At 68.2% G+C, this 24,608-nt stretch carries 21 protein-coding genes; 4 read left to right on the forward strand and 17 right to left on the reverse strand.

Features of this window, described 5'->3' with window-relative positions; genetic code table 11:
- Window positions 1-300 precede the first annotated feature (300 nt).
- From ftsZ to coq7, 16 genes are all read right to left on the reverse strand, one after another.
- On the reverse strand, window positions 301-1,494 hold the full coding sequence (gene ftsZ / locus AC3FMM_RS24870; RefSeq protein ID WP_092306216.1) for a cell division protein FtsZ: 1,194 nt from the start codon (window positions 1,492-1,494) through the stop codon (window positions 301-303).
- Between the two features lie 179 nt (window positions 1,495-1,673).
- Entirely contained in the window at window positions 1,674-2,906 is a 1,233-nt protein-coding gene (gene ftsA, locus AC3FMM_RS24875) for a cell division protein FtsA (protein WP_012353950.1), read from the reverse strand.
- Complete coding sequence (locus tag AC3FMM_RS24880; protein ID WP_115681192.1) at window positions 2,903-3,841, reverse strand: cell division protein FtsQ/DivIB; 939 nt, start codon at window positions 3,839-3,841, stop codon at window positions 2,903-2,905. Before AC3FMM_RS24880 ends, ftsA begins: the two co-directional genes overlap by 4 nt.
- 27 nt (window positions 3,842-3,868) lie before the next feature.
- Window positions 3,869-4,852, reverse strand: coding sequence for a D-alanine--D-alanine ligase (locus AC3FMM_RS24885; RefSeq protein ID WP_116379241.1), 984 nt, complete (start codon window positions 4,850-4,852; stop codon window positions 3,869-3,871).
- Window positions 4,849-6,273: a UDP-N-acetylmuramate--L-alanine ligase gene (gene murC / locus AC3FMM_RS24890; RefSeq protein ID WP_115681194.1), complete on the reverse strand. Its 1,425-nt coding sequence runs from the start codon at window positions 6,271-6,273 to the stop codon at window positions 4,849-4,851. The genes AC3FMM_RS24885 and murC overlap by 4 nt, the downstream gene beginning before the upstream one ends.
- A gap of 21 nt (window positions 6,274-6,294) precedes the next feature.
- Window positions 6,295-7,365: an undecaprenyldiphospho-muramoylpentapeptide beta-N-acetylglucosaminyltransferase gene (murG, locus tag AC3FMM_RS24895; RefSeq protein WP_488687622.1), complete on the reverse strand. Its 1,071-nt coding sequence runs from the start codon at window positions 7,363-7,365 to the stop codon at window positions 6,295-6,297.
- Window positions 7,366-7,474: 109 nt separating this feature from the next.
- Window positions 7,475-8,716 (reverse strand): putative lipid II flippase FtsW, encoded by a 1,242-nt coding sequence (ftsW, locus tag AC3FMM_RS24900; RefSeq protein ID WP_018006235.1) that lies wholly within the window; start codon window positions 8,714-8,716, stop codon window positions 7,475-7,477.
- Window positions 8,713-10,227, reverse strand: coding sequence for a UDP-N-acetylmuramoyl-L-alanine--D-glutamate ligase (gene murD, locus AC3FMM_RS24905; protein ID WP_326347929.1), 1,515 nt, complete (start codon window positions 10,225-10,227; stop codon window positions 8,713-8,715). Before murD ends, ftsW begins: the two co-directional genes overlap by 4 nt.
- A 64-nt stretch (window positions 10,228-10,291) precedes the next feature.
- Entirely contained in the window at window positions 10,292-11,461 is a 1,170-nt protein-coding gene (gene mraY, locus AC3FMM_RS24910) for a phospho-N-acetylmuramoyl-pentapeptide-transferase (RefSeq protein ID WP_012353957.1), read from the reverse strand.
- Window positions 11,462-11,474: 13 nt separating this feature from the next.
- The gene (locus tag AC3FMM_RS24915; RefSeq protein ID WP_326347928.1) at window positions 11,475-12,875 is read right to left on the reverse strand and encodes a UDP-N-acetylmuramoyl-tripeptide--D-alanyl-D-alanine ligase; all 1,401 of its coding nucleotides are present in this window, start codon (window positions 12,873-12,875) and stop codon (window positions 11,475-11,477) included.
- Entirely contained in the window at window positions 12,872-14,437 is a 1,566-nt protein-coding gene (locus tag AC3FMM_RS24920; RefSeq protein ID WP_115710915.1) for a UDP-N-acetylmuramoyl-L-alanyl-D-glutamate--2,6-diaminopimelate ligase, read from the reverse strand. The genes AC3FMM_RS24915 and AC3FMM_RS24920 overlap by 4 nt, the downstream gene beginning before the upstream one ends.
- A gap of 10 nt (window positions 14,438-14,447) precedes the next feature.
- Window positions 14,448-16,253 (reverse strand): peptidoglycan D,D-transpeptidase FtsI family protein, encoded by a 1,806-nt coding sequence (locus AC3FMM_RS24925; protein ID WP_115710917.1) that lies wholly within the window; start codon window positions 16,251-16,253, stop codon window positions 14,448-14,450.
- Complete coding sequence (gene ftsL, locus AC3FMM_RS24930; RefSeq protein WP_018006229.1) at window positions 16,253-16,564, reverse strand: cell division protein FtsL; 312 nt, start codon at window positions 16,562-16,564, stop codon at window positions 16,253-16,255. Before ftsL ends, AC3FMM_RS24925 begins: the two co-directional genes overlap by 1 nt.
- A complete protein-coding gene (rsmH, locus tag AC3FMM_RS24935; protein WP_115710920.1) occupies window positions 16,561-17,550 on the reverse strand; it encodes a 16S rRNA (cytosine(1402)-N(4))-methyltransferase RsmH in 990 nt (329 codons plus the stop codon). Before rsmH ends, ftsL begins: the two co-directional genes overlap by 4 nt.
- A gap of 7 nt (window positions 17,551-17,557) precedes the next feature.
- Window positions 17,558-17,986: a division/cell wall cluster transcriptional repressor MraZ gene (gene mraZ / locus AC3FMM_RS24940; protein WP_018006227.1), complete on the reverse strand. Its 429-nt coding sequence runs from the start codon at window positions 17,984-17,986 to the stop codon at window positions 17,558-17,560.
- Between the two features lie 436 nt (window positions 17,987-18,422).
- A complete protein-coding gene (gene coq7, locus AC3FMM_RS24945; RefSeq protein WP_115710922.1) occupies window positions 18,423-19,046 on the reverse strand; it encodes a 2-polyprenyl-3-methyl-6-methoxy-1,4-benzoquinone monooxygenase in 624 nt (207 codons plus the stop codon).
- Window positions 19,047-19,382: 336 nt separating this feature from the next.
- On the opposite strand from coq7, the gene AC3FMM_RS24950 reads away from it, so the two are divergent.
- The 4 genes from AC3FMM_RS24950 (at window position 19,383) to AC3FMM_RS24965 (ending at window position 22,804) form a co-directional block, all read left to right on the forward strand.
- Entirely contained in the window at window positions 19,383-20,516 is a 1,134-nt protein-coding gene (locus AC3FMM_RS24950) for a porin (RefSeq protein ID WP_115681201.1), read from the forward strand.
- Window positions 20,517-20,688: 172 nt separating this feature from the next.
- A complete protein-coding gene (locus tag AC3FMM_RS24955; RefSeq protein ID WP_488687623.1) occupies window positions 20,689-21,690 on the forward strand; it encodes a Bug family tripartite tricarboxylate transporter substrate binding protein in 1,002 nt (333 codons plus the stop codon).
- A gap of 164 nt (window positions 21,691-21,854) precedes the next feature.
- Complete coding sequence (locus tag AC3FMM_RS24960) at window positions 21,855-22,358, forward strand: MarR family winged helix-turn-helix transcriptional regulator (protein WP_062801825.1); 504 nt, start codon at window positions 21,855-21,857, stop codon at window positions 22,356-22,358.
- Complete coding sequence (locus tag AC3FMM_RS24965; protein WP_115681204.1) at window positions 22,355-22,804, forward strand: hypothetical protein; 450 nt, start codon at window positions 22,355-22,357, stop codon at window positions 22,802-22,804. The genes AC3FMM_RS24960 and AC3FMM_RS24965 overlap by 4 nt, the downstream gene beginning before the upstream one ends.
- 76 nt (window positions 22,805-22,880) lie before the next feature.
- Here the strand turns inward: AC3FMM_RS24965 and AC3FMM_RS24970 are convergent, their stop codons facing one another.
- Complete coding sequence (locus AC3FMM_RS24970; RefSeq protein WP_115710928.1) at window positions 22,881-24,563, reverse strand: long-chain fatty acid--CoA ligase; 1,683 nt, start codon at window positions 24,561-24,563, stop codon at window positions 22,881-22,883.
- Window positions 24,564-24,608: the final 45 nt, after the last annotated feature.

A 24,608-nucleotide genomic window follows, 5' to 3' on the forward strand; every position in this document is an offset into this window, starting at 1 on the left:
CACCTTACCCCCCACCACCGGGCCCGGGGCGGCCCCCTTTGGGGGCGCCCCCCCCGCACGGCGATACATCCCGACCGGGAAGGCGGGAAACCAGTCCGGGGAGGCGGCCAGCGGCACGCCCGAACCCGGCAACGGGATGCGGGTGAAGTCAGTCCGGCGCAGGCGCGGCGCCGCCAGCAGCCCGGCGGTTCACGTCAGCCATGCAAGGCACGCGCGGATGGGGAGCGCACGTGCATCGCGACCAGGCGAAGCGTTCCGTCAGGCGGCCGGTGGAGGCACCGATGCCGCGCCAGGCAGGCTTCAGTCTGCCTGCTTGCGCAGGAAGGCCGGGATGTCGTACGTATCCACACCCTTTTCCTGCAGCGCCGCCACGTGGGCCGATGCCGACTCACGCGAGCTGCGCCACACTGCCGGCGTATCCAGGTTGCTGTAGTCCGGCGAGCTGTGCTGCGCGGCGGTGGCGGCCATGTTGGCCATCATCTGCACCGGCATGTTGTCGGTGCCGGTCTTGAGCAGCGTCATCGGCTGTTGCTTCTTGGCCGAGCGGCCCAGGCCGGTCGCGACCACGGTCACGCGCAGCGCATCGCTCATCGAATCGTCGTACACCGTACCGAAGATCACGGTCGCATCTTCCGCGGCGTAGCTGCGGATGGTGTTCATGACTTCCTTGGTTTCCGACAGCTTGAGCGAACGGCTGGCGGTGATGTTGACCAGCACGCCGCGCGCGCCGGACAGGTCCACGCCTTCCAGCAGCGGGCTGGCCACGGCCTGCTCGGCCGCCAGGCGGGCGCGGTCGACGCCCGACACGGTGGCCGTCCCCATCATGGCCTTGCCCTGCTCGCCCATCACCGTCTTGACGTCTTCGAAGTCGACGTTGACCAGGCCGTCAACGTTGATGATCTCGGCAATGCCGGCCACCGCGTTGTGCAGCACGTCGTCGGCGCACTGGAAGCACTTGTCCATCTCGGCGTCGTCGCCCATCACTTCGAACAGCTTTTCGTTGAGCACCACGATCAGCGAGTCGACGCTCGATTCCAGCTCGCTGGAACCGTGCTCGGCCACCTTGGCGCGGCGCGCGCCTTCGAAGTCGAACGGCTTGCTGACCACGCCCACGGTCAGGATGCCCATCTCCTTGGCCACCTGCGCGACGATCGGCGCGGCGCCCGTGCCGGTGCCGCCGCCCATGCCGGCAGTGATGAAGACCATGTGCGCGCCGCGCAGCGCGTCGGCGATCTGCTCGCGGGCCTGATCCGCGCAACCGCGGCCGACTTCCGGCTTGGCGCCAGCGCCCAGGCCCGTATTGCCGAGTTGAAGCACGCGCGAAGCGGTGGAACGCTTGAGCGCCTGGGCGTCGGTATTCATGCAGATGAATTCAACGCCCTGGACACCGCGGCTGATCATGTGCTGCACGGCGTTACCGCCCGCGCCACCCACGCCGACCACCTTGATGATGGTGCCGTCCATCACTTCCGTTTCGATCATGTCAAAGTCCATCACTGCCTCCGAGAAAAATCAGTCCCCAGACGATGCGGCCTCCCCGCCGCAACCCCTGGTTTCTGAACAAGAAACCAAAAAAAGAAAATCAGAAAACTTCCATCCGGCGCGCCGGCCTGTCCGGTAGACCGCCCTGCCCGCGCGCCGTTGCATCGTTAGCGCGTCAATTTCCGCATCGATCAGAAATTGCCGACAAACCATTCCTTCATGCGGGTCCACACCTGCTTGACCGACCCGCTCTGCACCGCCACCTTGCGCCCGCGCATGCGCTGCACGCGGCCTTCCAGCAGCAGGCCCATCACGGTCGCGTAGCGCGGGCTCTTCACCACCTCGTGCAGGTTGCCGCGATACTCGGGCACGCCGACGCGCACGGGCTTGAGGAAAATGTCCTCACCCAGCTCGACCATGCCCGGCATCATCGCGGTCCCACCGGTGATGACCACGCCCGACGACAACAGTTCTTCATAGCCGGACTCGCGCACCACCTGATGCACCAGCGAGTACAACTCTTCGATGCGCGGCTCGATCACCGCGGCCAGCGCCTGGCGGCTGAGCGTGCGCGTGCCGCGGTCGCCCACGCCGGGCACCTCGATCATGTCTTCCGGGTCGGCGATCGCCTGCTTGGCGATGCCGTACTGGATCTTGATGTCCTCGGCGTCCGGTGTCGGCGTGCGCAGCGCCATCGCGATATCGTTGGTGATCTGGTCGCCGGCGATGGGGATCACGGCGGTATGGCGGATCGCGCCTTCGCTGAAGATGGCGATGTCGGTGGTGCCGCCGCCGATGTCGACCAGCACCACGCCCAGTTCTTTTTCGTCCTCGGTCAGCACCGCCAGGCTCGACGCCAGCGGCTGCAGGATCAGGTCGTGCACTTCCAGCCCGCAGCGGCGCACGCACTTGACGATGTTCTGCGCGGCGCTGACGGCGCCGGTGACGATATGCACCTTCACTTCCAGGCGGATGCCGCTCATGCCGATGGGCTCGCGCACGTCTTCCTGGCCGTCGATGATGAATTCCTGCGTCAGGATGTGCAGGATCTGCTGGTCGGTCGGGATATTGACCGCCTTGGCGGTCTCGATCACGCGCGCCACGTCGGTCTGCGTAACCTCCTTGTCCTTGATCGCCACCATGCCGCTGGAATTGAAGCTGCGGATATGGCTGCCGGCAATGCCGGTGAAGACCTCCGAAATCTTGCAGTCGGCCATCAGCTCGGCCTCTTCCAGCGCCTTCTGGATCGACTGCACGGTGGCCTCGATGTTGACCACGACCCCTTTCTTCAGACCCTTGGACTCAGACTGGCCCATCCCGATCACCTCGTAGCTGCCGTCGGGGCGCAGTTCCGCCACCACGGCCGCCACCTTCGAGGTGCCGATATCGAGACCGACCAACAGGTCCTTGTATTCCTTGCTCATCGGGTTTTCTCCGCGTTCTTGCTCTTCAGTCGCGTCGGATTGTTGTTGGATGTACCTGAAACCGTTGCGGCCGCCCCCGGCCGGGCGGCGCTGGTCGCCGCGCTCGCCGCCTTCGCCTTGGCCGCTCGCTCGGCCTTTTCGGCCCGCACCGCCGCCGCGATCTGCGCCTCGGTCAGGAAGCGCGCGTTGGCGGCACGGATGGCAAAGCCGTTCGGATAGCGCAGATCGGCATATTCGATCTGGCTGCCCCATTGCTGCGTGACCTGCGGCCAGGCCGCGACGAAGCGGCGCACGCGCTGGTCCATCGCGGTGCGGTCCTCCTCGTTCTGCTCCCGGCCCAGCTCGACCTCCATGCCGTTGGACAGGCGCGCCCGCCAGGCGTAGCGGCCGGACAGGGCCACCGCCAGCGGCTCGGCCTTGAGCGGCTTGAACCACTGGCGCATGACCTCGAGCTTCTCGATCACATCGCCTTCGCTGTCCGGCGGACCGTCCAGCGCCAGCAGCTGCGCGTCCTCTTCCGCCTCGGCGGTGTTGGCGACAAAGATCTCGCCATAGGTGTTGATCAGGCGGCCGCTGTCGGGCGCGCCCCAGGTTCCCAGCGCCTCGTGTTCCTCGACCTCGACCGCCAGGCCGTTGGGCCATTCGCGCCGCACGCTGGCGCGCCGCACCCACGGCACCGACTCGAACGCCTGGCGCGCCGCGTTGAGGTCCAGCGTGAAGAAGTTGCCGCTCAGCTTGCCCAGCGCGCTGGCGCGCACGCTCGGCGCGTTTACGTGGCGCAGGGCGCCGCCGTCCATCGGCCCGATCTCCACGTGCGTGATGGCAAACACCGGCCGCTGCGCCAGCCACAGCAGGCCCGCCGCGAGCGCCATCAGCGCCACCACCGCATACAGCGTGGAGGCGATCAGGTTGAGCAGGCGTGCGTTATGCCACATGGTCCGGTGCGGTCCTGTCGGGTGAAGTTATTCGGGTTTCCAATGCTCGTTGGGATGCAGGTCCAGCGTGGCGGCGGCCACCACCTGCAGCACGAAGTCCTCGTAGCTGATGCCAACCGCGCGCGCCGCCATCGGCACCAGCGAATGGCCGGTCATGCCGGGCGAGGTATTCATCTCGAGCAGGAAAGGCGTGCCGTCGGCGCGCAGCATCACATCGGCGCGCGCCCAGCCGCGGCAGCCCAGCACGCGGTAGGCCTGCACCGCCAGCGCCTGCACCTGCCGTTCGACTTCGGCATCCAGGCCCGACGGACACAAGTATTGGGTATCGTCAGTAAAGTACTTATTTTGATAGTCGTAGTTGGCTTCGGGCGCGACGATGCGGATCACCGGCAGCGCTTCGGCGGTATCGCCCTCGCCCACCACCGGGCAGGTCAGCTCGGCGCCGTCGACAAAGGTCTCGGCGATGACGTCGTTGTCCAGCGCCGCGGCCTTGTCGAAGGCGGCGCGCATCTGGTCCGCGGCGGTGACCTTGGTCAGGCCGATCGACGAGCCTTCGCGCGCCGGCTTGACGATCAGCGGCAGGCCCAGGTCGGCCGCCACGGCGTCAAAGTCGGTGTCGGCATGCAGCATGGCGAAGCGCGGCGTGGCCAGGCCGTGCGTCATCCACAGGCGCTTGGTGGCCTGCTTGTCCATGGCCAGCGCCGAGGCCAGCACGCCGCTGCCGGTGTACGGCACGCCCAGTTGCTCGAGCAGGCCCTGGATGGTGCCGTCCTCGCCGTAGCGGCCGTGCAGCGCGATGAAGACGCGGTCAAAGCCGGCCGCCGCCAGTTCGGCCACGCCCTGCAGGCCGGGGTCGAAGCCGTGCGCGTCGACGCCGCGCGACTGCAGCGCGGCCAGCACGCCGTTGCCCGACATCAGCGAGATTTCCCGCTCGGCCGAGCGACCGCCCAGCAGCACGCCGACCTTGCCCAGCGACTTGGGATCGATATTGGGATGGGCGACGAAGCTCATGCCTGGCTCCCTTGCAGCGGTTGCTGGTGCGACACCAGTTGGCCGGGCACACCGCCGATCGAGCCCGCGCCCATGGTCACGACCACATCGCCGGGCCGTACGGCATTCAGGATGGCCTGCGGCATCTCTTCCATCTGCTCCACGAAAACGGGTTCGACCTTGCCGGCCACGCGCAGCGCGCGGGTCAGCGCACGGCCGTCGGCGGCGACGATCGGGGTCTCCCCGGCGGCATAGACCTCGGACAGCAGCAGGGCATCGACCGTGCCCAGCACCTTGACGAAGTCTTCAAAGCAATCGCGCGTCCGGGTAAAGCGATGCGGCTGGAACGCCAGCACCAGGCGGCGCCCGGGGAAGGCGCCGCGCGCGGCGGCCAGCGTGGCGGCCATTTCCACCGGGTGGTGGCCGTAGTCGTCCACCAGCGTGAAGGTGCCGGCGCCGTCCGGCGTAGCCACCTCGCCGTAGCGCTGGAAGCGGCGGCCGACGCCGTGGAATTCACGCAGCGCCTTGACGATGGCGGCATCGGGCACCTCCAGCTCGGTGGCGATGGCGATCGCCGCCAGCGCGTTCTGCACGTTGTGCATGCCGGGCAGGTTCAGCACGATCTCCAGCGGCGGCTCGGCGTGCTGGTTCAGCTGGCGCAGCACGGTGAAGTGCATCTGGCCGTCGACCGCGCGCGCATCGACGGCGCGGATCTGCGCGTCTTCGGCAAAGCCGTAGCGCACCACCGGCTTGGACACGAACGGCAGGATCTCGCGCACGTTCGGGTCGTCCACGCACAGCACCGCGATGCCGTAGAACGGCAGCCGCTGGGTGAATTCGATGAACGCCTGCTTGAGCCGGGCGAAGTCGTGCCCGTAGGTGTCCATGTGGTCGGCATCGATATTGGTGATGACCTCGATCACCGGGAACAGGTTCAGGAACGAGGCATCCGATTCGTCGGCCTCGGCCACGATGAAATCGCCGGTGCCCAGGCGCGCGTTGGCGCCGGCCGAGTTCAGCCGGCCGCCGATGACGAAGGTGGGATCGAGGCCGCCTTCGGCCAGCACCGAAGCCACCAGGCTGGTGGTGGTGGTCTTGCCGTGCGTGCCGGCGATGGCCACGCCCTGCTTCAGCCGCATCAGCTCGGCCAGCATCACCGCGCGCGGCACCACCGGGATGCGCTGGCTGCGCGCGGCCAGCACTTCGGGGTTGTCGCCGCTGACCGCGGTCGACACCACCACCGCGTTGGCGCCGCTCACGTTGGCGGCGTCGTGGCCGTGCATGACGGTGGCGCCCAGCGACGCCAGGCGCCGCGTGGCGGCATTGTTGCCCACGTCCGAGCCCGAGACCTTGTATCCCAGGTTCAGCAGGACCTCGGCGATGCCGCTCATGCCGGCGCCGCCGATGCCCACGAAGTGGATGTTCTTGACGATATGCTTCATTGGATTGCTGCTTCGCTCACTTCAGTCCCTGGCCAGCTCGCTGCATACCTCGGCGACGCGCCGGGTTGCCTCAGGCTTGGCCAGTCCGCGCGCCAGGCGCGCCATGTCCTTTAACTGCGGCCGGGTCAGGCTGGCAATGGTCTGCGCCAGGCCCGCGGCCGTCAGGTCTTGCTGCTGCACGAGCAGGGCCGCGCCCTGGCTCGACAAAAACTGTGCGTTGGTGGTCTGGTGGTCGTCCACCGCATGCGGGAACGGCACGAACAGCGCCGCCACACCTGCGGCGGCCACTTCCGACACCGTCATCGCGCCGGCGCGGCAGATCACCAGGTCGGCATCGGCATAGGCGCGCGCCATGTCGTCGATGAACGGCAGCGTCTGCGCCGGCACCTGCGACGCGGCATAGTTGGCGCGCAGCGTGTCGATCTGCTTTGCGCCCGCCTGGTGCGTCACCACCGGGCGCTGGTCCTGCGGCAGCAGCGCAACGGCCTTCGGCACCACCTCGTTCAGCGCCGCGGCGCCCAGGCTGCCGCCCACCACCAGGATGCGCAGCGGGCCGGTGCGCTGGTCGTAGCGGGACTCGGGCGCGTCCAGGTGCGCCAGTTCCTCGCGCACCGGATTGCCGGTCCATTCGCCGCCGGGGAGCGTATCCGGGAACGCGCACAGCACGCGGTCGGCCACCTTGGCCAGCACCTTGTTGGCCAGCCCGGCGATCGAGTTCTGCTCGTGCAGCACCAGCGGCCGCCCCAGCAGCGAGGCCATCATGCCGGCCGGGAAGGTGATATAGCCGCCCATGCCCAGCACCACGCTCGGACGCACCCGCCGCAGCGCGGCGATGCTCTGCCAGAACGCGCGCAGCAGGTTCAGCGGCAGCAGGAACTTGGTCACCAGCCCCTTGCCGCGCAGCCCGCCGAACTGGATGAATTCCATCGGGATGTCGTGCTTGGGCACCAGCGTGGCTTCCATGCCGGTGCGGTTGCCCAGCCAGACGATGTTCCAGCCCTGCTCGCGCAACGCGTGCGCGACCGCCAGCCCCGGGAACACATGTCCCCCGGTGCCGCCGGCCATTACGAGCAGGGTACGCGGCTGCGTCATACCTTGCCTCCGCGCATCATGACTCTGTTTTGGCTTCGGCCGCTGCGCTTAACTTCCTGCAGTCGCAGGAAGTTAGCCTTCGCCGAAATCGCGTGCTGCTGCGTTCCGGTCATACCTTCCCTCCACGCATCAGCACGCGATTTTCATAATCAATGCGCAGCAGGATCGCCAGCGCCACGCAATTCATCAGGATGCCCGAGCCGCCATAGCTGACCAGCGGCAGCGTCAGCCCCTTGGTCGGCAGCAGGCCCAGGTTCACGCCCATGTTGATAAAGGTCTGCCAGCCGATCCACACGCCGATGCCCTTGGCCACCAGGCCGGCAAAGGTGCGGTCCAGCTGCAGCGCGGTGCGGCCGATATTGAAGGCGCGCCGCACCAGCCAGTAGAACAGCACGATCACCACCAGCACGCCGATAAAGCCGAATTCCTCGCCGATCACGGCGAGGATGAAGTCGGTGTGCGCTTCGGGAAGGTAGTGCAGCTTTTCGATGCTGCCGCCCAGCCCCACGCCGGTCCACTCGCCGCGCCCGAACGCGATCAAGGAATGCGTCAGCTGGTAGGCCTTGCCCAGCGCGTTGCTCTCTTCCCATGGATTCAGGTAGGCAAAGATCCGCTCGCGCCGCCAGGGCGACGCGGTGATCAGCAGCGCGAACGCGCCCACCGCCACCCCGACCAGCCCGGCGAACAGCTTGCCGTTGATGCCGCCCAGGAACAGGATGCCCATCGCCACCGCGGCGATCACCAGGAACGCGCCCATGTCGGGCTCGAGCAGCAGCAGCAGGCCCACCACCACCACCGCCACGCCCATCGGCAGGAAGCCCTTGGACACGGTCTGCATCCACTCCTGCTTGCGTACGGTGTAGTTGGCGGCGTACAGCACCACCGCCAGCTTCATCAGCTCGGACGGCTGGAAGTTCATCACCCCCAGCGGAATCCAGCGCCGCGCGCCGTTCACGCCCTTGCCCACGAACGGCACCAGCACGATCACCAGCAGGATCAGGGCAAGGATGAAAAGCTTGGGCGCGTAGCGGTCCCATACCTTGACCGGCACCTGGAACGCGGCCAGCCCCACCGACAGCCCGATCCCCAGCGCGAACGCGTGGCGCAGCAGGAAGTGGCTTTCGCGATAGTTGGCGTAGCGCGGCGAGTCCGGCAGCGCGATCGAGGCCGAGTAGACCATCACCAGGCCGAGCGCGAGCAGCACGATCGAGACCCACAGCATGGGCTGGTCGTACTCCATCATGCGCGAGCGGGTCGGCTTGACGCCCGACACCGCGTCGCGCAGGCCGCCCCAGGCATTGCCGATGGTGGCGCCGATAAAGCCGCTGCGCTTGACCTGTGCATCGCTCATGGCAGGATCCCCCGGGACAGCGCCAGTTCTTCCACCGCGCCGCGGAACACCTCGGCGCGATGCACGTAGTTGCGGAACATGTCGAGGCTGGCGCACGCCGGCGACAGCAGCACCGCGTCGCCGGCCTGGGCCAGCGCGGCGGCCTGCGTCACCGCCTGTTCCAGCGTGGCGGCGTCGACCAGGCTGGCGCCGCTGCCCTGCAGCGCATCGCGCAGCTCGGCCGCGGCGCGGCCGATCAGCACCACCGCGCGCGCGTACTGCGCCACCGGCGCGGCCAGCGGCGAGAAATCCTGCCCCTTGCCCTCGCCCCCGGCGATCAGCACCACGCGCTTGTCCAGGCCCGACAGCGCGGCCACGGTGGCGCCCACGTTGGTGCCCTTGCTGTCGTCGAAATACTCGACGTCGTCGATGGTGGCGACCCACTCCACCCGGTGCGGCTCGCCGCGGTATTCGCGCAGGCCGTGCAGCAGCGCGTTCAGCGGCAGGTCGATGGCACGGCACAGCGCCAGCGCCGCCATGGCGTTGGTGGCGTTATGCATGCCGCGGATATGCAGCGCGTCGGCCGGCATCAGGCGCTTGTGGCGCACCGGCACCGCTTCCGGCGCGGCCTCGGCCACGGCTTTGCGGCGGCGCGGCTTGCCCTCCCCTTCCGCGTCGGGATCGGGCTCGGCCAGCACCAGCCAGGGCATGCCGCCCTCGCGCAGGATGCCGAAGCTGCCCGGCACTTCGGGCAGATCGATGCCGAAGGTCACCGGGGTCGAGCCCGGGCGCGTCATGTCCAGCGTCAGGCGGTCGTTGCGGTTCAGCACCTGCACGCACGCGTGACCGGCCGGGCCGAAGATGCGCGCCTTGGACGCGGCATAGGCTTCCATCGAGCCGTGCCAGTCAAGGTGGTCCTGCGTCACGTTGAGCACGGTGGCGGCATGCGGCGCCAGCGTATGGGTGGTTTCAAGCTGGAAGCTCGACAGCTCCAGTACCCAGACCTCCGGCAGCGACGCCGAGGCGATGCAGGCCGACAGCTTGTCCAGCGCCGACGGGCTGATATTGCCCGCCACCGCCACGCTCTTGCCGGCGCGCTCGACCAGGCGGCCGGTCAGCGCGGTGGTGGTGGTCTTGCCGTTGGTGCCGGTGATCGCCAGCAGCTTCGGCGCATAGCCGGACTCGGCTTCGAGGTGGCGCAGCGCGCGCACGAACAGCTCGATCTCGCCCCACACCGGGATGCCGCGCGCCTGCGCCGCGGCCAGCAGCGCGCCGGTGGCGGCCTCCAGCGGCGACAGGCCGGGGCTGATCGCCACCAGGCCGATGCCGTCGAGCAGGCTCTCGGCGAACGGGCCGCCGACGAATTCGGCCGAAGTCAGTTCGGCCTGCAGGAACACAAGGTTGGCGGGCGCCTCGCGCGTGTCGGCCACGCGCACCGCGCAGCCGTTCAGGCCACACCAGCGCGCCATGGCCAGCCCCGACTCGCCGAGGCCCAGTACCAGCACATGAGGTTTTTGCAGCTCGCCAAACACTTCGATTTCCTGCCTTTGGTTTCCTGTAACGATAAAGCCGCGCCTCTTCAGCGCAGCGCCTTCCTTAACGCAGCTTCAGCGTCGACAACCCGATCAGCACCAGCAGCATGGTGATGATCCAGAAGCGCACCGTAACCTGCGTTTCCTTCCAGCCGCCCAGCTCGAAATGGTGATGCAGCGGCGCCATGCGGAACAGCCGCCGGCCTTCGCCATAGCGCCGCTTGGTGATCTTGAACCACGTGACCTGCGCCATCACCGACAGCGTTTCCACCACGAAGATGCCGCCCATCACGAACAGCACGATCTCCTGCCGCACGATCACCGCCACCGTGCCCAGCGCGCCACCCAGCGCCAGCGCGCCCACGTCGCCCATGAACACCTGCGCCGGATGCGCGTTGAACCAGAGGAACGCCAGCCCCGCTCCACCCAGCGCCGAGCAGAAGATCAGCAGCTCGCCCGCGCCCGGGATATGCGGGAACAGCAGGTACTTGCTGTAGACCGCGTTGCCCATCACATAGGCAAACACGCCCAGGCCACCGCCGACCAGCACCACCGGCATGATCACCAGTCCGTCCAGGCCGTCGGTCAGGTTGACCGCGTTGCTCGAGCCCACGATCACCAGGTAGGTCAGCACGATGAAGCCGGCCACGCCCAGCGGGTAGCTGATCTCCTTGAAGAAAGGCACGATCAGGTTGGACTTGTACGGCATGTCCAGCGACAGCCCGCCCTCGACCCAGTTCAGGAACAGCTCCCAGACCCGCACATTGCTGCTCTCGGACACCGAGAACGCCAGGTAGACCGCGGCCACCAGGCCGATCAGCGTCTGCCAGAAAAACTTCTCGCGGCTCGACATGCCGCGCGGGTCGCGATACACCACCTTGCGGTAGTCGTCGACCCAGCCGATCGCGCCATAGCCGAACGTGACCAGCATCACCACCCAGATAAAGCGGTTGCCCCAGTCGCACCACAGCAGCGTCGACACGGCGATCGACACCAGCACCAGCACGCCGCCCATGGTGGGCGTGCCGGACTTGACCAGATGGGTCTGCGGGCCGATGGTGCGCACCGCCTGGCCGACCTTCAGCTCGGTCAGCTTGCGGATCACCCACGGCCCGAACGCCAGGCCGATCACCAGCGCGGTGACGTTGGCCATCACCGCGCGGAAAGTCAGGTAGTTGACGACCCGGAGGAAGCTGTAGTCGTTTTGCAGCCACTGGGCCAGAGCCAATAACATCGTGTTGTCTTATTTAGTGTGCGGAAGTGTCTGCGACCAGCGCCGCGACCATCCGTTCCATGCGCATGAAGCGCGATCCCTTCACCAGCACGGCGCCCGCTTGCGCCACCATGCCCCCGCTGTCTTCCTCCAAGGCCTTTGCCAGGTCTTGCGCGCTGCCGAAATGGCGGCCGTTGGCGCCGAACGCCTGCACCGCGTGCAGCGCCAGATCGCCGGTGGCCCACAGCACGTCGATGCCGCGCGCCTGGGCGTAGGCACCGATCTCTTCGTGGAACGCCGGCCCCTGGTCGCCCACTTCGCCCATATCGCCCAGCACCAGCACGCGCGGCGCGGCAAAGCCGGCCAGCACATCGATGGCGGCGCGCATCGAGTCGGGGTTGGCGTTGTAGGTGTCGTCGATCACCACGGTGCCGGCCGGCGTGTACTTGACCTGCAGCCGCCCCTTCACGGGCTTGAACTCCGCCAGGCCCGCCTGGATGGCCGGCACGTGCACGCCCGCGGCGAGCGCGCAGGCGATCGCCGCCAGCGCGTTGCGCACGTTGTGCTCGCCCAGCAGCGCCAGCCGCACCTCGAAGGCATGGCCCGGCGCGCGCACCTTCATCACCTGCACGCCGTCGACCAGTTCCACGGTGGCATGCACGTCGGCCTGCTGCGAGGTGCCGAACGACAGCACGCGGCGCGTGCCCGCGGCCGCGCGCCACACCGGGGCGTAGGCGCCGCCGCTTTCCGCGTCGAGCGGGAATACCGCCACGCCGTCGGCAGGCAGCGCCGCGATCGCGGCGGCGTGCTCGTGTGCCACCGCTTCCACGCTGACCATGAACTCCTGGTGCTCGCGCTGCGCGTTGGTGATCACCGCCACGGTGGGCTGGGCGATGCCGGCCAGGTAGACCGTCTCGCCCGGATGGTTCATGCCGAGTTCCAGCACCGCCAGCCTGTGCGTGGCGCGCAGGCGCAGCACCGTCAGCGGCAGCCCGATATCGTTGTTCAGGTTGCCGCCGGTGGCCAGGCGCTGGTCTTCGCCGACGGCCGCGGCAAAGATCGCCGCGATCATTTCCTTGACCGTGGTCTTGCCATTGCTGCCGGTCACCGCCACCGCCGGCAGCGTGAACTGACGGCGCCAGCCGGCGCCCAGTTGGCCCAGCGCCAGGCGCGTGTCCGGCGCGACGATGGCCGGCACCGCGGCGTCGACCTCGCGGCTGACCAGCACCGCAGCCGCGCCACGCGCGACCACGTCGGCAATGAAGTCGTGCGCGTCGAAGCGCTCGCCCTGCAGCGCCACGAACAGATCGCCGGGCTCGACGCTGCGGCTGTCGGTATGCACGCGTGCAAACGGCACGGCGCCGTCGCCGCGAATGCGCGCGCCGGCGATCCAGCCGGCGGCCTGCTGCAAGGTGGTCATGGTGGTCTGGCTCATGCCGATACTCCGCGCGTGGCCAGTGCCAGCCGTACGTGTTCGCGATCCGAGAACGGCCGCTTGCGGCCCTGGATCTCCTGGGTGGCCTCGTGGCCCTTGCCCGCCACCAGCACCACGTCGGCCGGCGCGGCGTGCCGCACGGCATAGAGGATGGCGGCGGCGCGGTCTTCGATCTGGCGCCCGCGCGCGCGCTCGGCCATGCCGTCGGCAATCGCGTCGAGGATGTCCTGCGGGTCTTCGCTGCGCGGGTTGTCGCTGGTCAGCACGACCTCGTCGGCCAGGCGCTCGGCCACGGCGCCCATCAGCGGGCGCTTGATCGGATCGCGGTCGCCGCCGCAGCCGAACACGCACCACAGGCGGCCGTTGCGCGCCTGCGCCACCGGGCGCAGTGCAGCCAGCGTCTGGGCCAGCGCGTCGGGGGTGTGGGCATAGTCGACCACCGCCAGCGGCGCCTGCGCGGCGTCGTGGCCGGCGCCGAACAGCTCCATGCGTCCTTCCACCGGCGCGAGCGCGCGCAGCGCGGCAATCGCCGCGTCCCACGCCACGCCGTTGGCCAATGCCGCGCCCAGCACCGCCAGCAGGTTGCTGACGTTGAAGGCGCCGATCATCGGCGTCGCCATCTCGGCGTGGCCGAAGCTGCCGTCGATATGGAAGGCGGTGCCGGTGGCCGTGGCGCGCACGTTGGTGGCGCGCAGCCATGCGCCGCGCGGGCCGCGCACCGTGGCGCCGGCGGGGCCATCGATGCCGTATTCGATCACGTGCGGCGCGGCCACGGCCACGGCGTCGGCCGCCAGCAGGCGCTGGCCCATGCCGTCGTCGCGGTTGATCACCGCGGTGCGCAGGCCGTCCCAGCGGAACAGGCGCGCCTTGGCGGCCTCGTACTCGGCCATCGAGCCGTGGTAATCGAGGTGGTCCTGGGTCAGGTTCGTCAGCACCGCCACCGAGAAATGCGTGCCGGCCACGCGCTCCTGCTCGAGGCCGTGCGAGGACACTTCCATCGCCACGGCGCGCGCGCCGGCATCGTGCAGCGTGGCCAGGCTGGCCTGCAGCTGCACCGCGTCGGGGGTGGTGAAGCCGGTGGCCTGCAGCGCGTCCGGGAAGCCGGTGCCGAGCGTGCCGATGGTCGCGCAGCGCGTGCCGGCGGCCTGCAGCACCCGCGCCAGCCACTGGCTGCACGAGGTCTTGCCGTTGGTGCCGGTGATGCCGGTCACGGCCAGGCCGCGCGCCGGATTGCCGTGCCAGCCCGCGGCGATCGGGCCGGCCAGCTGGTGCAGGCGGCTTACGGCGAGATGCGGCACGACGTCGCCGAAGGGCCAGTCGAAGCCGTCGGCCTCATAGACCACGGCGCCGGCGCCGGCGGCGATCGCCTGGGCGATATAGGGCCGGCCGTCGGTGGCGAGGCGGTTGTTGCCCAGCACGTAGGCGAAGAACACATCGCCGCGCGCCAGGCGCCGGGTATCGCCGCTCAGCTGCGCCGCGGCGGCCACGTTGGTACGCAGCCAGGCCAGCGCGTTGCTGGCCTGGGCGGTGACCTCGAGGGGGAGCAGGGGCTTGGCCGTCATCGGGTCGATCTCATTGGGTCGAACTCCACGGTTCGCTTTCCTGCACCTTGTCGCTGACCACCAGCTGGCGGATCGGCGAATCGGGCTGGACGTTCAGCGCGCGCAGCGTGCCGCCGGTGATGGCGGCGAACGCCGGGCCGGCGACCAGGCCGCCGTAGTGGCTGCCGGCGGTGGGCTCGTCCACGCTGACGGCGACGATGATGCGCGGGTTGGACATCGGCGCCAGGCCGATGAACGAGGCGCGGTACTTGCTGCGGTTGTAGCCGCGCCCTTCATGCTTGTAGGCGGTGCCGGTCTTGCCGCCGACGCGGTAGCCCATCACCTGCGCCTCGGGCGCGGTACCGCCGGGCGCGGTCACGGTTTCCATCATCGCGCGCACGTCGCGCGCCACCTGCGGCGACAGGATGCGCTCGCCGGTGGCGGGGCCGTTGGTGCGGAACATCGTCACCGGGATCAGCTCGCCGTCATGCGCGAAGATGGTGTAGGCATGCGCCATCTGGAACAGCGACACCGACAGGCCGTAGCCGTACGACATGGTGGCCTGCTCGATCGGGCGCCAGCTCTTGTACGGGCGCACGCGCCCCGCCACCGCGCCGGGGAAGCCGATCTTGGGCGCCTGCCCCAGGCCGATGCTGGTGTACAGGTCCCACATTTCCTGCGGCTTCATCATCATCGCGATCTTGGTCGTGCCGATGTTGGACGACTTCTGGATCACGCCGGTGACGGTGAGCGCGCCGTAGTTGTGGGTATCGGTGATGGTGGCGCCTTCGAAGTTGTACTTGCCGGTGGTGGCGATGACGGTCGACGGCGACACGCGCTTGAGCTGCAGCGCCAGCCCCACCGTGATCGGCTTCATCATCGAGCCGGGCTCGAAGGTGTCGGTCAGCACGCGGTTGCGCAGCTGCTCGCCGGACAGCCGGGTGCGGTCGTTGGGGTTGTAGGTGGGCCAGTTGGCCAGCGCCAGCACCTCGCCGGTCTGGGCGTCGAGCACCACCGCGCTGGCGGCCTTGGCCTTGTGCTTGTCGACCACGGCCTTGAGCTCGTTGTAGGCCAGGTACTGGATCTTGGCGTCGATCGACAGCTGGATGTCCTCGCCGTCGCGCGGGGTCTTGAGCACGCCGATGTCCTCGACCACGCGACCGAGCCGGTCCTTGATCACCTGGCGCGCGCCGGCGCGGCCGGCCAGGCCGCTCTCGCGCGCCAGCTCGACCCCTTCCTGGCCGCGATCCTCGACGTTGGTGAAGCCGACGATATGCGCCATCGCCTCCCCTTCCGGGTAGAAGCGCTTGTATTCGCGGGTCTGGTGGATGCCGTCGATCTTGAGCGCGGCGATCTTGTCGGCGACGTCGGGCAGCACCTGGCGCTTCAGGTAGACAAAGCCCTTGTCCTCGGACAGCTTCTTGCCCAGTTCCTTCTCGGACATGCCGAGCAGCCTGGCCAGCTGGCGGATCTTGGCCGCCTCGACCTGGTTGGGCACGTCCTCGGGCACCGCCCAGATCGCCTTGACCGGCAGGCTGGTGGCCAGCACCAGGCCGTTGCGGTCGAGGATCTTGCCGCGCGTGGCCGGCAGTTCCAGCGTGCGCTGGAAGCGCTTCTTGCCCTCGGCCTCGTAGAACTGGTTGCCCGGCCCCTGGATCCACGCGGCGCGCACGGCCAGCGCGACAAACGCGGCGAACATCAGGAACACCACCAGCTTGGAGCGCCACATCGGCAGGCGCAGGCCCAGCACCGGGCTGGCGGCGAACTGGCCGCTGCGCGGGCGCGAGGCGGTGCCGTTACGGTCACGGCGGGGCGGGTTGGGGCGGGCCATGCTCATCAGCGCGCCTCCGCTGCGCTGGCCGGCGCGGACGGTGCCGGCGGCAGCACGATGCCGGACAGGTACTGGGTCTTGCCGGGGTTGACCGGCGCCATCTTCAGCTGCGCGCGCGCCGCATCGGCAATGCGCGCGCTCTTGCCCAGCGCGCTCTGCTGGTATTGCAGGCGCGACCAGTCGATATCGAGCTGCCGCTCTTCCGCCTGGGCGCGCTCGAGCGCGACGAACAGCGTGCGCGCCTGGTGCTGCGCGCTCACCAGCGACAGCGCGCACAGGATCAGCGCGGCCAGCAGGAAGAAGGTCAGGCGGTTCATGCGCGCGCACCTCCGCCGGCCGGGGCCAGCTTCTCGGCCACGCGCATCACCGCCGAGCGCGCGCGCGGGTTGGCGGCCACCTCTTCGGCGCCCGGCTTGTAGCGGCCGAGCAGGCGCAGCGTCGGTTGCGGCAGGTCGGCCGCACGCAGCGGCGCACGGCGCAGCGCCGGATCGGCATCCTGCTGGGGACGGGCGTGCGCCGTCATGAACCGCTTGACGATGCGGTCCTCCAGCGAATGGAAGCTGATCACCACCAGGCGTCCCCCTACCTGCAGCAGGTCATAAGCCGCCTTCAGCCCTCTTTCGAGGTCCTCAAGCTCTTGATTGACGTGAATCCGTAGAGCCTGAAAGGTGCGGGTCGCAGGGTCCTGACCCTTCTCGCGTGTTTTGACGGCTTTCGCCACGAGCGCGGCAAGGTCGGCAGTAGTGGCGACGGGTCCGCCATCGCCGGATTGGCTCCGGCGAGCAACAATCGCCTTTGCAATCTGTACAGCAAACCGTTCTTCCCCATAGTCTCGTATCACCCTGGCAATGTCCTGCTCATCCGCCTGCGCCAGCCACTGGGCGGCGGTGATGCCGCGCGTGGTGTCCATGCGCATGTCCAGCGGGCCCTCGAAACGAAAGGAAAACCCCCTCGCCGCCTCATCGATCTGGGGCGAGCTGATCCCCAGGTCGAGCAGCACGCCGGCGACATGGCCGCGCCCCGACAGGCGCTCGGCCATGGCCGCAAAGCTCGCGTGCTCAATGGAGAAGCGGGCATCCTTGATGGTGCCCGCTTCTGCGATTGCTGCTGGGTCCTTGTCGAACGCAACCAGGGCCCCGTCTGGCCCCAGCCGGGCCAGTACCGCCCGGCTGTGCCCTCCCCTGCCGAAGGTGCCGTCGACGTACACCCCGTCGGGCCGCCAGACCAAGGCGTCGACGGCCTCGTCCAGCAGCACGGTGCGATGCTGCAAGGCGGGGGTTGCCGGGGTTCCGGTAGGACTCATGACCTCTTCAGAAAGAGAAATTCTTCAATGCTTCGGGCATGCCCTGCGCCATCGCCTGCTGTTCCTTGGCGGCGTAGGTCGCGGCATCCCACACTTCGAAATGGCTGCCCATGCCGAGCAGCATGACTTCCTTGTCGAGCATGGCGGCACTGCGCAGCTCCGGTGCGATCAGCACCCGGCCCGCGCCGTCCATTTCCACGTCGGCGGCGTTGCCCAGGAAGATGCGCTTCCACCAGTGCGCATCCATCGGCAGCGCTGCAATGCGCGTGCGGAAGTTTTCCCACTCGGGCCGGGGAAACAGCAGCAGGCAGCCATCCGGGTGCTTGGTCAGCGTCACCCGGCCCTCGGCCTGCTGTTGCAGCGCTTCGCGATGCCGCGACGGAATCGACATCCGCCCCTTGGCATCCAGCGACAGCGCCGATGCTCCCTGAAACAAGCTCGCTCCCGGTCCACGCCGGCCTGCGAACGGTTCGCCGGCCGGCCTGCGCGTGAATCCTTCCGTTCCGACTATGGTGAGAATCATCCCATGGCCGGGGCCCAATTTCACACAAAAATACACTTCCTCACACTATTTCCCACTTTAGAGGAAGCGATATGGGCGGTCAAGGCTGCAGGCGGGGCTGCAAACGAGATTTTTTTAATCAGAACAATGACTTAGCGCGCACACCTCACGCACCGCGAAAGTGAATCCTTAATGAAATGAAGATCTTAGGGAGGAAAGCAGAGAAACCACCTGAGAACCACTTGCGGAGGAACTGCCGACCGCGCGGAAAAGACCTGTCCGGGCGCGCGCCCCGAGGATACAACAATTGCCTGCCAGCCCTGCTGAATTCAGGGCTGGGCGGGAGACGCCGGATCCCGGGCGGCGGACCTCAGATGCGGTAGGCGGCGGTGGTCATCACGCGCGAGGCACCGCGCATCAGCGCCCGCACCGGCGCCGGCAGGGGCATGCCGCCGGCCTCGCGCGCGGCATCGCCGTGGCGGATCTCGTCGTCGCGCATCTGCTCGAGGATGGCGCGCGAGCGGCCGTCGGACTCGGGCAGGCGGTCCAGGTGTCCGCCGAGGTGGTGCTCGACCTGGCGCTCGGTTTCGGCCACGAAGCCGAGGCTGACGCGATCGCCGGCGCGGCCGGCGACCCAGCCGATGGCGAAGGCGCCGGCGTACCAGAGGGGATTGAGCAGGCTGGGACGCGAACCCAGCTCGCGCAGGCGCTCGGCGCACCAGGCCAGGTGGTCTTCCTCTTCGCGCGCGGCGGCGTCCATCTGGGCGCGCACGGCGCCGTTGCGCGCGGTCAGCTTCTGCGCCTGGTACAGGGCCTGGGCGCAGACCTCGCCGACATGGTTGATGCGCATCAGGCCGGCCACATGGCGGCGCTCCTCGGCGCTCATCTGTTCGGTGTCCGGCGCCAGCCGGTCGGCCGGGTTGGCGCGCGCCGAGCGCGTGGCGCCGGCAATGGCGCGCAGGGCCACGTCGAATTCTTTGATCAGGGTGTCCATGTCGCAGAGGCGGTTGGAATCGGTGCCCGGGCCAGCCCCGCCATGGTGGGGTGCGCGGCCGCGGCGCGGCACGCCGGGGCGCCATCGGGATTACCCGTATTGTAGCTTGCCTCTAATCGCCGCCAGCCCGCATCCCGCCTTGCGCTGATACGCCCGGCTACTCAGAAACCCTGAGTTGTTAAAACAAGACAAGGGGTTGGGCCCCAATGGTGAACGAAAAGTTGTTTGTTACAGTACTTCGCAACTTCGAAGGAAGTTTGACGCACGGGAGATGGAGACCATCAGGAGGTTCTCCCGCGCCGTCACCAATAATTCTTACAGTGGAGATCAACGAGCATGAAGAAATCGCTTCTGGCGCTGGCAGCGCTTGGCGCATTTGCTGGGGCGGCGCAGGCCCAATCGAGCGTGACCCTGTACGGTGTGGTCGATGCCAACATCGAATACGTGAGCAACATGTCCAGCGTCACGCCGTCGCTCGCCAACGGCCTCGCAGTCGGCCCGGCGGAAAACGTCTTCCGGCTGACCTCTGGCGGCCTGTCCGGTTCGCGTTGGGGTCTGCGTGGCGTGGAAGACCTGGGCAGCGGCATGAAGGCGCTGTTCGTGCTCGAAAGCGGTTTCGGTCTCGATGACGGCAGGTCGCAGCAAGGCGGCCGACTGTTCGGTCGTCAGGCTTACGTCGGCCTGGAAAGTGCCCAGGTCGGCCGCTTCACCTTCGGTCGCCAGTACACCACGCTGTTCGACATGATGGCCAACTTCTCGCCGACCGGCTACGCCACCCAGTATGAACCGGTGGTGGCGCAGCTGGGCCTGAACTTCCGCTCGGACAACACCGCCAAGTACACCGGCAAGTTCGGTCCGGTCACGGGGATCGCCCACTGGTCGTTCGGCAACGGCGTCGCCGGCGCCGGCGAGGTCCCGGGCCAGTTCCGCCGCGACACCGGCTACGGTGCCGGCCTGGCGTGGGCAGCAGGCCCGTTCGGCATTTCGGCGGCCTACGACCAGTACAACCCGACCCTGAACGCCGCCGGCGGCACCGGCGACTTCAAGAAGGCGGCCGTCGCCGCCAGCTACGCCTTCGGCCCCGCCAAGCTGATGGCCGGCTACCGCTGGGGCATGAACAAGGCTCCCAACGACAACACCATCCTGAAGGACAACTACTACTGGGTCGGTGCCAACTACCAGGTCAGCCCGGCGCTGGGCCTGACGCTCGCCTACTTCTACGACGACGTCAAGAACCTGAACCTGGCCGCCACCGGCACCACCAACAACATCAAGAACCCCTGGCAGATCTCGTTTGTCGCGGACTACAACCTGTCCAAGCGCACCGACGTCTACCTGACCGCTGCCTTCTCGAAGAACGCCGGCCTGAACTTCGACACCTCGGCAATCAGCTTCGCCAACGGTTACTTCCTGGGTACCGGCGAAGACAAGATGATTGGCGCCGCCATCGGCATCCGCCACAAGTTCTAAGCAGTCCAAGCTCGAACTGGAAAGGCACCTCCGGGTGCCTTTTTTCATTGGCAGGACCGCGCCCCACGATACGCCATAGGGCATCACCTCATCGGCTCCGTCGCGGGTGCCAACTAGAATGCACTGACCATGCCGCCGTCAGGTGCCGCGGCCAATCCCAGGGAGACCAAGCATGCAACCCACTCGCCGGCGCGTCGTTGCGCTGCTGCTGTCCGCCAGCCTCGGCGCGCTCGCCGGCCAGCCGGCGCTGGCCGCCGACCCGTATCCGGCCAAGCCGATCCGGCTGGTGGTGCCCTTTGCCGCCGGCGGCACCACCGACATCCTGGCGCGCGCGGTGGCGGCCGAGCTGGCCAAGCTGCCGGGCTGGAACGTGGTGGTCGACAACAAGCCGGGCGCCGGCGGCAATATCGGCGCCGACATCGTCGCCAAGGCCGCGCCCGACGGCTACACGCTGCTGATGGGCACGGTCGGCACCCACGGCATCAACCAGTCGCTGTACGGCAAGCTGCCATTCGACCCGATCAAGGACTTCGCGCCGATCACCGAGGTGGCGGCGGTGCCCAACGTGCTGGTGCTCAATCCGGCGTTTGCGCTGCAGCACAAGATCGACAGCGTCAAGGACCTGATCGCCTATGCGCGCGCCAACCCCGGCAAGATCAACATGGCCTCGAGCGGCAACGGCACCTCGATCCACCTGGCCGGCGAACTGTTCAAGACGCAAACCCGGACCTTCATGGTGCACTTCCCGTACAAGGGCAGCGGGCCCGCGCTGACCGACCTGGCGGGGGGCACCATGCAGGTGATGTTCGACAACCTGCCGTCGTCGATGGCGCTGATCAAGAGCGGCAAGCTCAAGGCGCTGGCCGTGACCAGCGCCCGGCCGTCGCCGGCGCTGCCGGGCGTGCCCACCATCGCCCAGGCGGCCGGCCTGCCGCAGTACGAGGCCAGTTCCTGGTTCGGCATGCTGGCGCCGGCGGGCACGCCGCCGGACGTGATCCAGCGCATCCATCAGGAAGTGGCCAAGGCGCTGGGCGCCCCGGCGGTGCGCGAGCGGCTGCAGGCACAGGGCGCCGAGCCGGTCGGCAACACGCCAGAGCAGTTCGCCGCCTTCATCCGCGCCGAAACCGCGAAATGGGCCAAGGTGGTCAAGGATTCAGGCGCCAAGGTGGATTGAGGCAGGACTCGGCCGGATCGGCTTGAATTGATCGCCGGCAGGGCCGCGGCGCTTGTCGGGTACATATCGCGCATATACTTGAGGCATCAAATGTCAGCCGCCCGCAGCGTGGGGCGGCCCCGGCGGCGCTTGCCGCACACCTGCCACCCCAGGCCGCACCGAAGATGCCAAACCTGTCTCCTGCGGCCGGCGCCGAGAGCGCGCCGGTCGACCTCGAAACCCGCGCCGACCACACCGAGCACGAGGCCCTGCGGCTGTGGCTGCGGCTGCTGACCTGCACCAACCTGATCGAAGCCGATATCCGCTCGCGGCTGCGCCAGGACTTCGCCTGCACCCTGCCCCGCTTCGACCTGATGGCGCAGCTCGACCGCCATCCCGAGGGGCTCAAGATGGGCGAACTGTCGCGCCGCATGATGGTGACCGGCGGCAACGTCACGGGCATCACCGACCAGCTGCAGCAGGAAGGGCTGGTCTCGCGCGAGGCCCTGCCAACCGATCGGCGCGCCTACCTGATCCGCCTGACGCCGGCCGGGCGCGCCGCGTTCTCGCGCATGGCGCGCGCGCACGAGGACTGGATCGGGCAACTGTTCTCGGGCCTGGCCGAGACCGACCGGCGCGCCTTGTTCCGACTGCTGGGCCGGCTCAAATCCGGCCTGATCTCGCCATGAAACCGCTTGCCATCCTCACCCTGTGCGGCGCGCTGCCGGTGCTGGCCGCCTGCAGCAGCACGCCGCAGCCACCGCAGGTCACCCCGGTGAACGCCACCATCAAGCTTGGCCACGTCACGGAAAGGGTGTTCCTGACCCGCCTGGACGTGGCCCAGGTGCCTTCCTACTACGGCGGCGGCACCAGCGTCGGCGTGGGTGCGGCGAGCGGCAGCCACGGCGGCGGCGGCGTGGGCGTGGGCTTCGCCTTCGACCTGAGCCGGCTGTTCAGCAAGCCGGCGCCGGTGCAGCAGGTGGACCTGTTCCAGTACAAGGTGCGCACCCTGGACGGCGCGATGGTGTCGGCCAACGCACCGGCGGCGCCCGGGCTGGAGCCTGGCGCCTGCGTACGTGTGATCTACCCCGACGGCGGCCAGGAGGCGCGCCTGGCGCCGTCGAACGAGTGCTGAGCCTGAACGGCCCCGCCTGAACGCACAACGGCCTCCAAGGAGGCCGTTGTCGTTTGCCGTGGCGGAAGGGCCGGGATCAGGCTGCCGCGCGGCTGTCGCGCAGTTCGCGCCGCAGGATCTTGCCGACGTTGGTCTTCGGCAGCTCGGTGCGGAACTCGACGTACTTGGGCCGCTTGTATCCGGTCAGGCGCTCCTTGCAGAATTCGATCACGTCGGCCTCGGTCAGCCCCGGGTCCTTCTTCACCACGAACAGCTTGACCACCTCGCCCGAGTGCGTGTCCGGCACGCCGACGGCCGCCACTTCCAGCACGCCCGGGCACTCCGCCACCACGCCTTCGACTTCGTTCGGATAGACGTTGAAGCCCGACACCAGGATCATGTCCTTCTTGCGGTCGACGATCTTCGTGTAGCCGCGCTCGTCCATCACGCCGATGTCGCCGGTCTTGAAGAAGCCGTCCGGAGTCATGACCTTGGCGGTCTCGTCCGGGCGGTTCCAGTAGCCGGCCATCACCTGCGGGCCGCGGATGCAGATCTCGCCGGGCTGGCCCAGCGGCACGTCGTTGCCGTCGTCGTCGCGGATCACGACTTCGGTCGACGGCAGCGGCATGCCGATGGTGCCCGAGAACGCGTCGGTGTCGGTCGGGTTGCAGGTGGCCGACGGCGAGGTCTCGGACAGCCCGTAGCCCTCGATGATGGGGCAGCCGGTCTTGGCCAGCCATTGCTTGGCCACCGCCTCCTGCACCGCCATGCCGCCGCCGTTGGCCACGCGCAGGCCGGAGAAGTCGACCTTGCCGATCTCCGGGTTGTTGAGCAGCGCGTTGTACAGCGTGTTGACGGCCGGGAACATGTTGAACTTGTACTTCTGCAGTTCCTTGATGAAGCCCGGGATGTCGCGCGGGTTCGGGATCAGCACGCTGGTGCCGCCGCTGCGCATGCCCAGCAGGCAGCAGACCGTCAGCGCGAAGATGTGGTACAGCGGCAGCGCGGTGATGGTGATGGGCTGGTCGATATGCGCGCCCTTGTTCAGCGCCGGCTGCATCCACGCCTCGGACTGCAGCACGTTGGCGACCACGTTACGGTGCAGCAGCACCGCGCCCTTGGACACCCCGGTGGTGCCGCCCGTGTACTGCAGGAAGGCGATGTCGTCGGGGCCGGTGGTGGCCGGCTGCAGCGTCAGCTTGCGGCCTTCGGCCAGCACGCTGTTGAAGCGCACGCAGTTGGGCAACTCCCACGCCGGCACCATCTTCTTGACATTGCGCACGACGAAATTGACGATCGCGCCCTTCAGCCCGCCCAGCATATCGCCCATGCTGGCCACCACCACGTGCTTGACCGGGGTCCGGGGCAGCACCTGCTGCAGCGTCGCGGCAAAGTTCTCCAGGATCACGATGGCTTCGGCGCCGCTGTCCTTGAGCTGGTGCTCGAGCTCGCGCGGGGTGTAGAGCGGGTTGACGTTGACCACCACGAATCCCGCGCGCAGCACCGCGGCCAGCACCACCGGGTATTGCAGCACGTTGGGCATCATGATCGCCACGCGCGCGCCGGGACGCAGCCCGCGTGACTGCAGCCACGCGGCAAAGTGAGAGGAGAGCCGGTCCAGTTCACCGTAGGTGATGGCCTTGTCCATGCAGATGAAGGCCTTGCGGTCGGCATAGGTGTGGAATGACGCCTCGAGCAGCGCAGCGAGCGAGCGGAACTGGCTGGCATCGATCTCGGCAGGGACGCCGGCCGGGTAGTGTTTCAGCCAAATTCTTTCCATAGCACCGTCTCCTGAATTTCTGAATGGTCGTTCGATTTTGCCGAG

It is taken from the genome of Cupriavidus sp. 207A1 (assembly GCF_057798955.1).

Excerpts from the sequence above, each read along its gene's own strand:
- ftsZ (WP_092306216.1), bottom strand. The coding sequence starts at position 1,494 with ATGGACTTTGACATGATCGAAACGGAAGTGATGGACGGCACCATCATC.
- ftsA (WP_012353950.1), bottom strand. The coding sequence starts at position 2,906 with ATGAGCAAGGAATACAAGGACCTGTTGGTCGGTCTCGATATCGGCACC.
- AC3FMM_RS24880 (WP_115681192.1), bottom strand. The coding sequence starts at position 3,841 with ATGTGGCATAACGCACGCCTGCTCAACCTGATCGCCTCCACGCTGTAT.
- AC3FMM_RS24885 (WP_116379241.1), bottom strand. The coding sequence starts at position 4,852 with ATGAGCTTCGTCGCCCATCCCAATATCGATCCCAAGTCGCTGGGCAAG.
- murC (WP_115681194.1), bottom strand. The coding sequence starts at position 6,273 with ATGAAGCATATCGTCAAGAACATCCACTTCGTGGGCATCGGCGGCGCC.
- murG (WP_488687622.1), bottom strand. The coding sequence starts at position 7,365 with ATGACGCAGCCGCGTACCCTGCTCGTAATGGCCGGCGGCACCGGGGGA.
- ftsW (WP_018006235.1), bottom strand. The coding sequence starts at position 8,716 with ATGAGCGATGCACAGGTCAAGCGCAGCGGCTTTATCGGCGCCACCATC.
- mraY (WP_012353957.1), bottom strand. The coding sequence starts at position 11,461 with ATGTTATTGGCTCTGGCCCAGTGGCTGCAAAACGACTACAGCTTCCTC.
- AC3FMM_RS24915 (WP_326347928.1), bottom strand. The coding sequence starts at position 12,875 with ATGAGCCAGACCACCATGACCACCTTGCAGCAGGCCGCCGGCTGGATC.
- AC3FMM_RS24920 (WP_115710915.1), bottom strand. The coding sequence starts at position 14,437 with ATGACGGCCAAGCCCCTGCTCCCCCTCGAGGTCACCGCCCAGGCCAGC.
- AC3FMM_RS24925 (WP_115710917.1), bottom strand. The coding sequence starts at position 16,253 with ATGAGCATGGCCCGCCCCAACCCGCCCCGCCGTGACCGTAACGGCACC.
- ftsL (WP_018006229.1), bottom strand. The coding sequence starts at position 16,564 with ATGAACCGCCTGACCTTCTTCCTGCTGGCCGCGCTGATCCTGTGCGCG.
- rsmH (WP_115710920.1), bottom strand. The coding sequence starts at position 17,550 with ATGAGTCCTACCGGAACCCCGGCAACCCCCGCCTTGCAGCATCGCACC.
- coq7 (WP_115710922.1), bottom strand. The coding sequence starts at position 19,046 with ATGGACACCCTGATCAAAGAATTCGACGTGGCCCTGCGCGCCATTGCC.
- AC3FMM_RS24950 (WP_115681201.1), top strand. The coding sequence starts at position 19,383 with ATGAAGAAATCGCTTCTGGCGCTGGCAGCGCTTGGCGCATTTGCTGGG.
- AC3FMM_RS24955 (WP_488687623.1), top strand. The coding sequence starts at position 20,689 with ATGCAACCCACTCGCCGGCGCGTCGTTGCGCTGCTGCTGTCCGCCAGC.
- AC3FMM_RS24960 (WP_062801825.1), top strand. The coding sequence starts at position 21,855 with ATGCCAAACCTGTCTCCTGCGGCCGGCGCCGAGAGCGCGCCGGTCGAC.
- AC3FMM_RS24965 (WP_115681204.1), top strand. The coding sequence starts at position 22,355 with ATGAAACCGCTTGCCATCCTCACCCTGTGCGGCGCGCTGCCGGTGCTG.
- AC3FMM_RS24970 (WP_115710928.1), bottom strand. The coding sequence starts at position 24,563 with ATGGAAAGAATTTGGCTGAAACACTACCCGGCCGGCGTCCCTGCCGAG.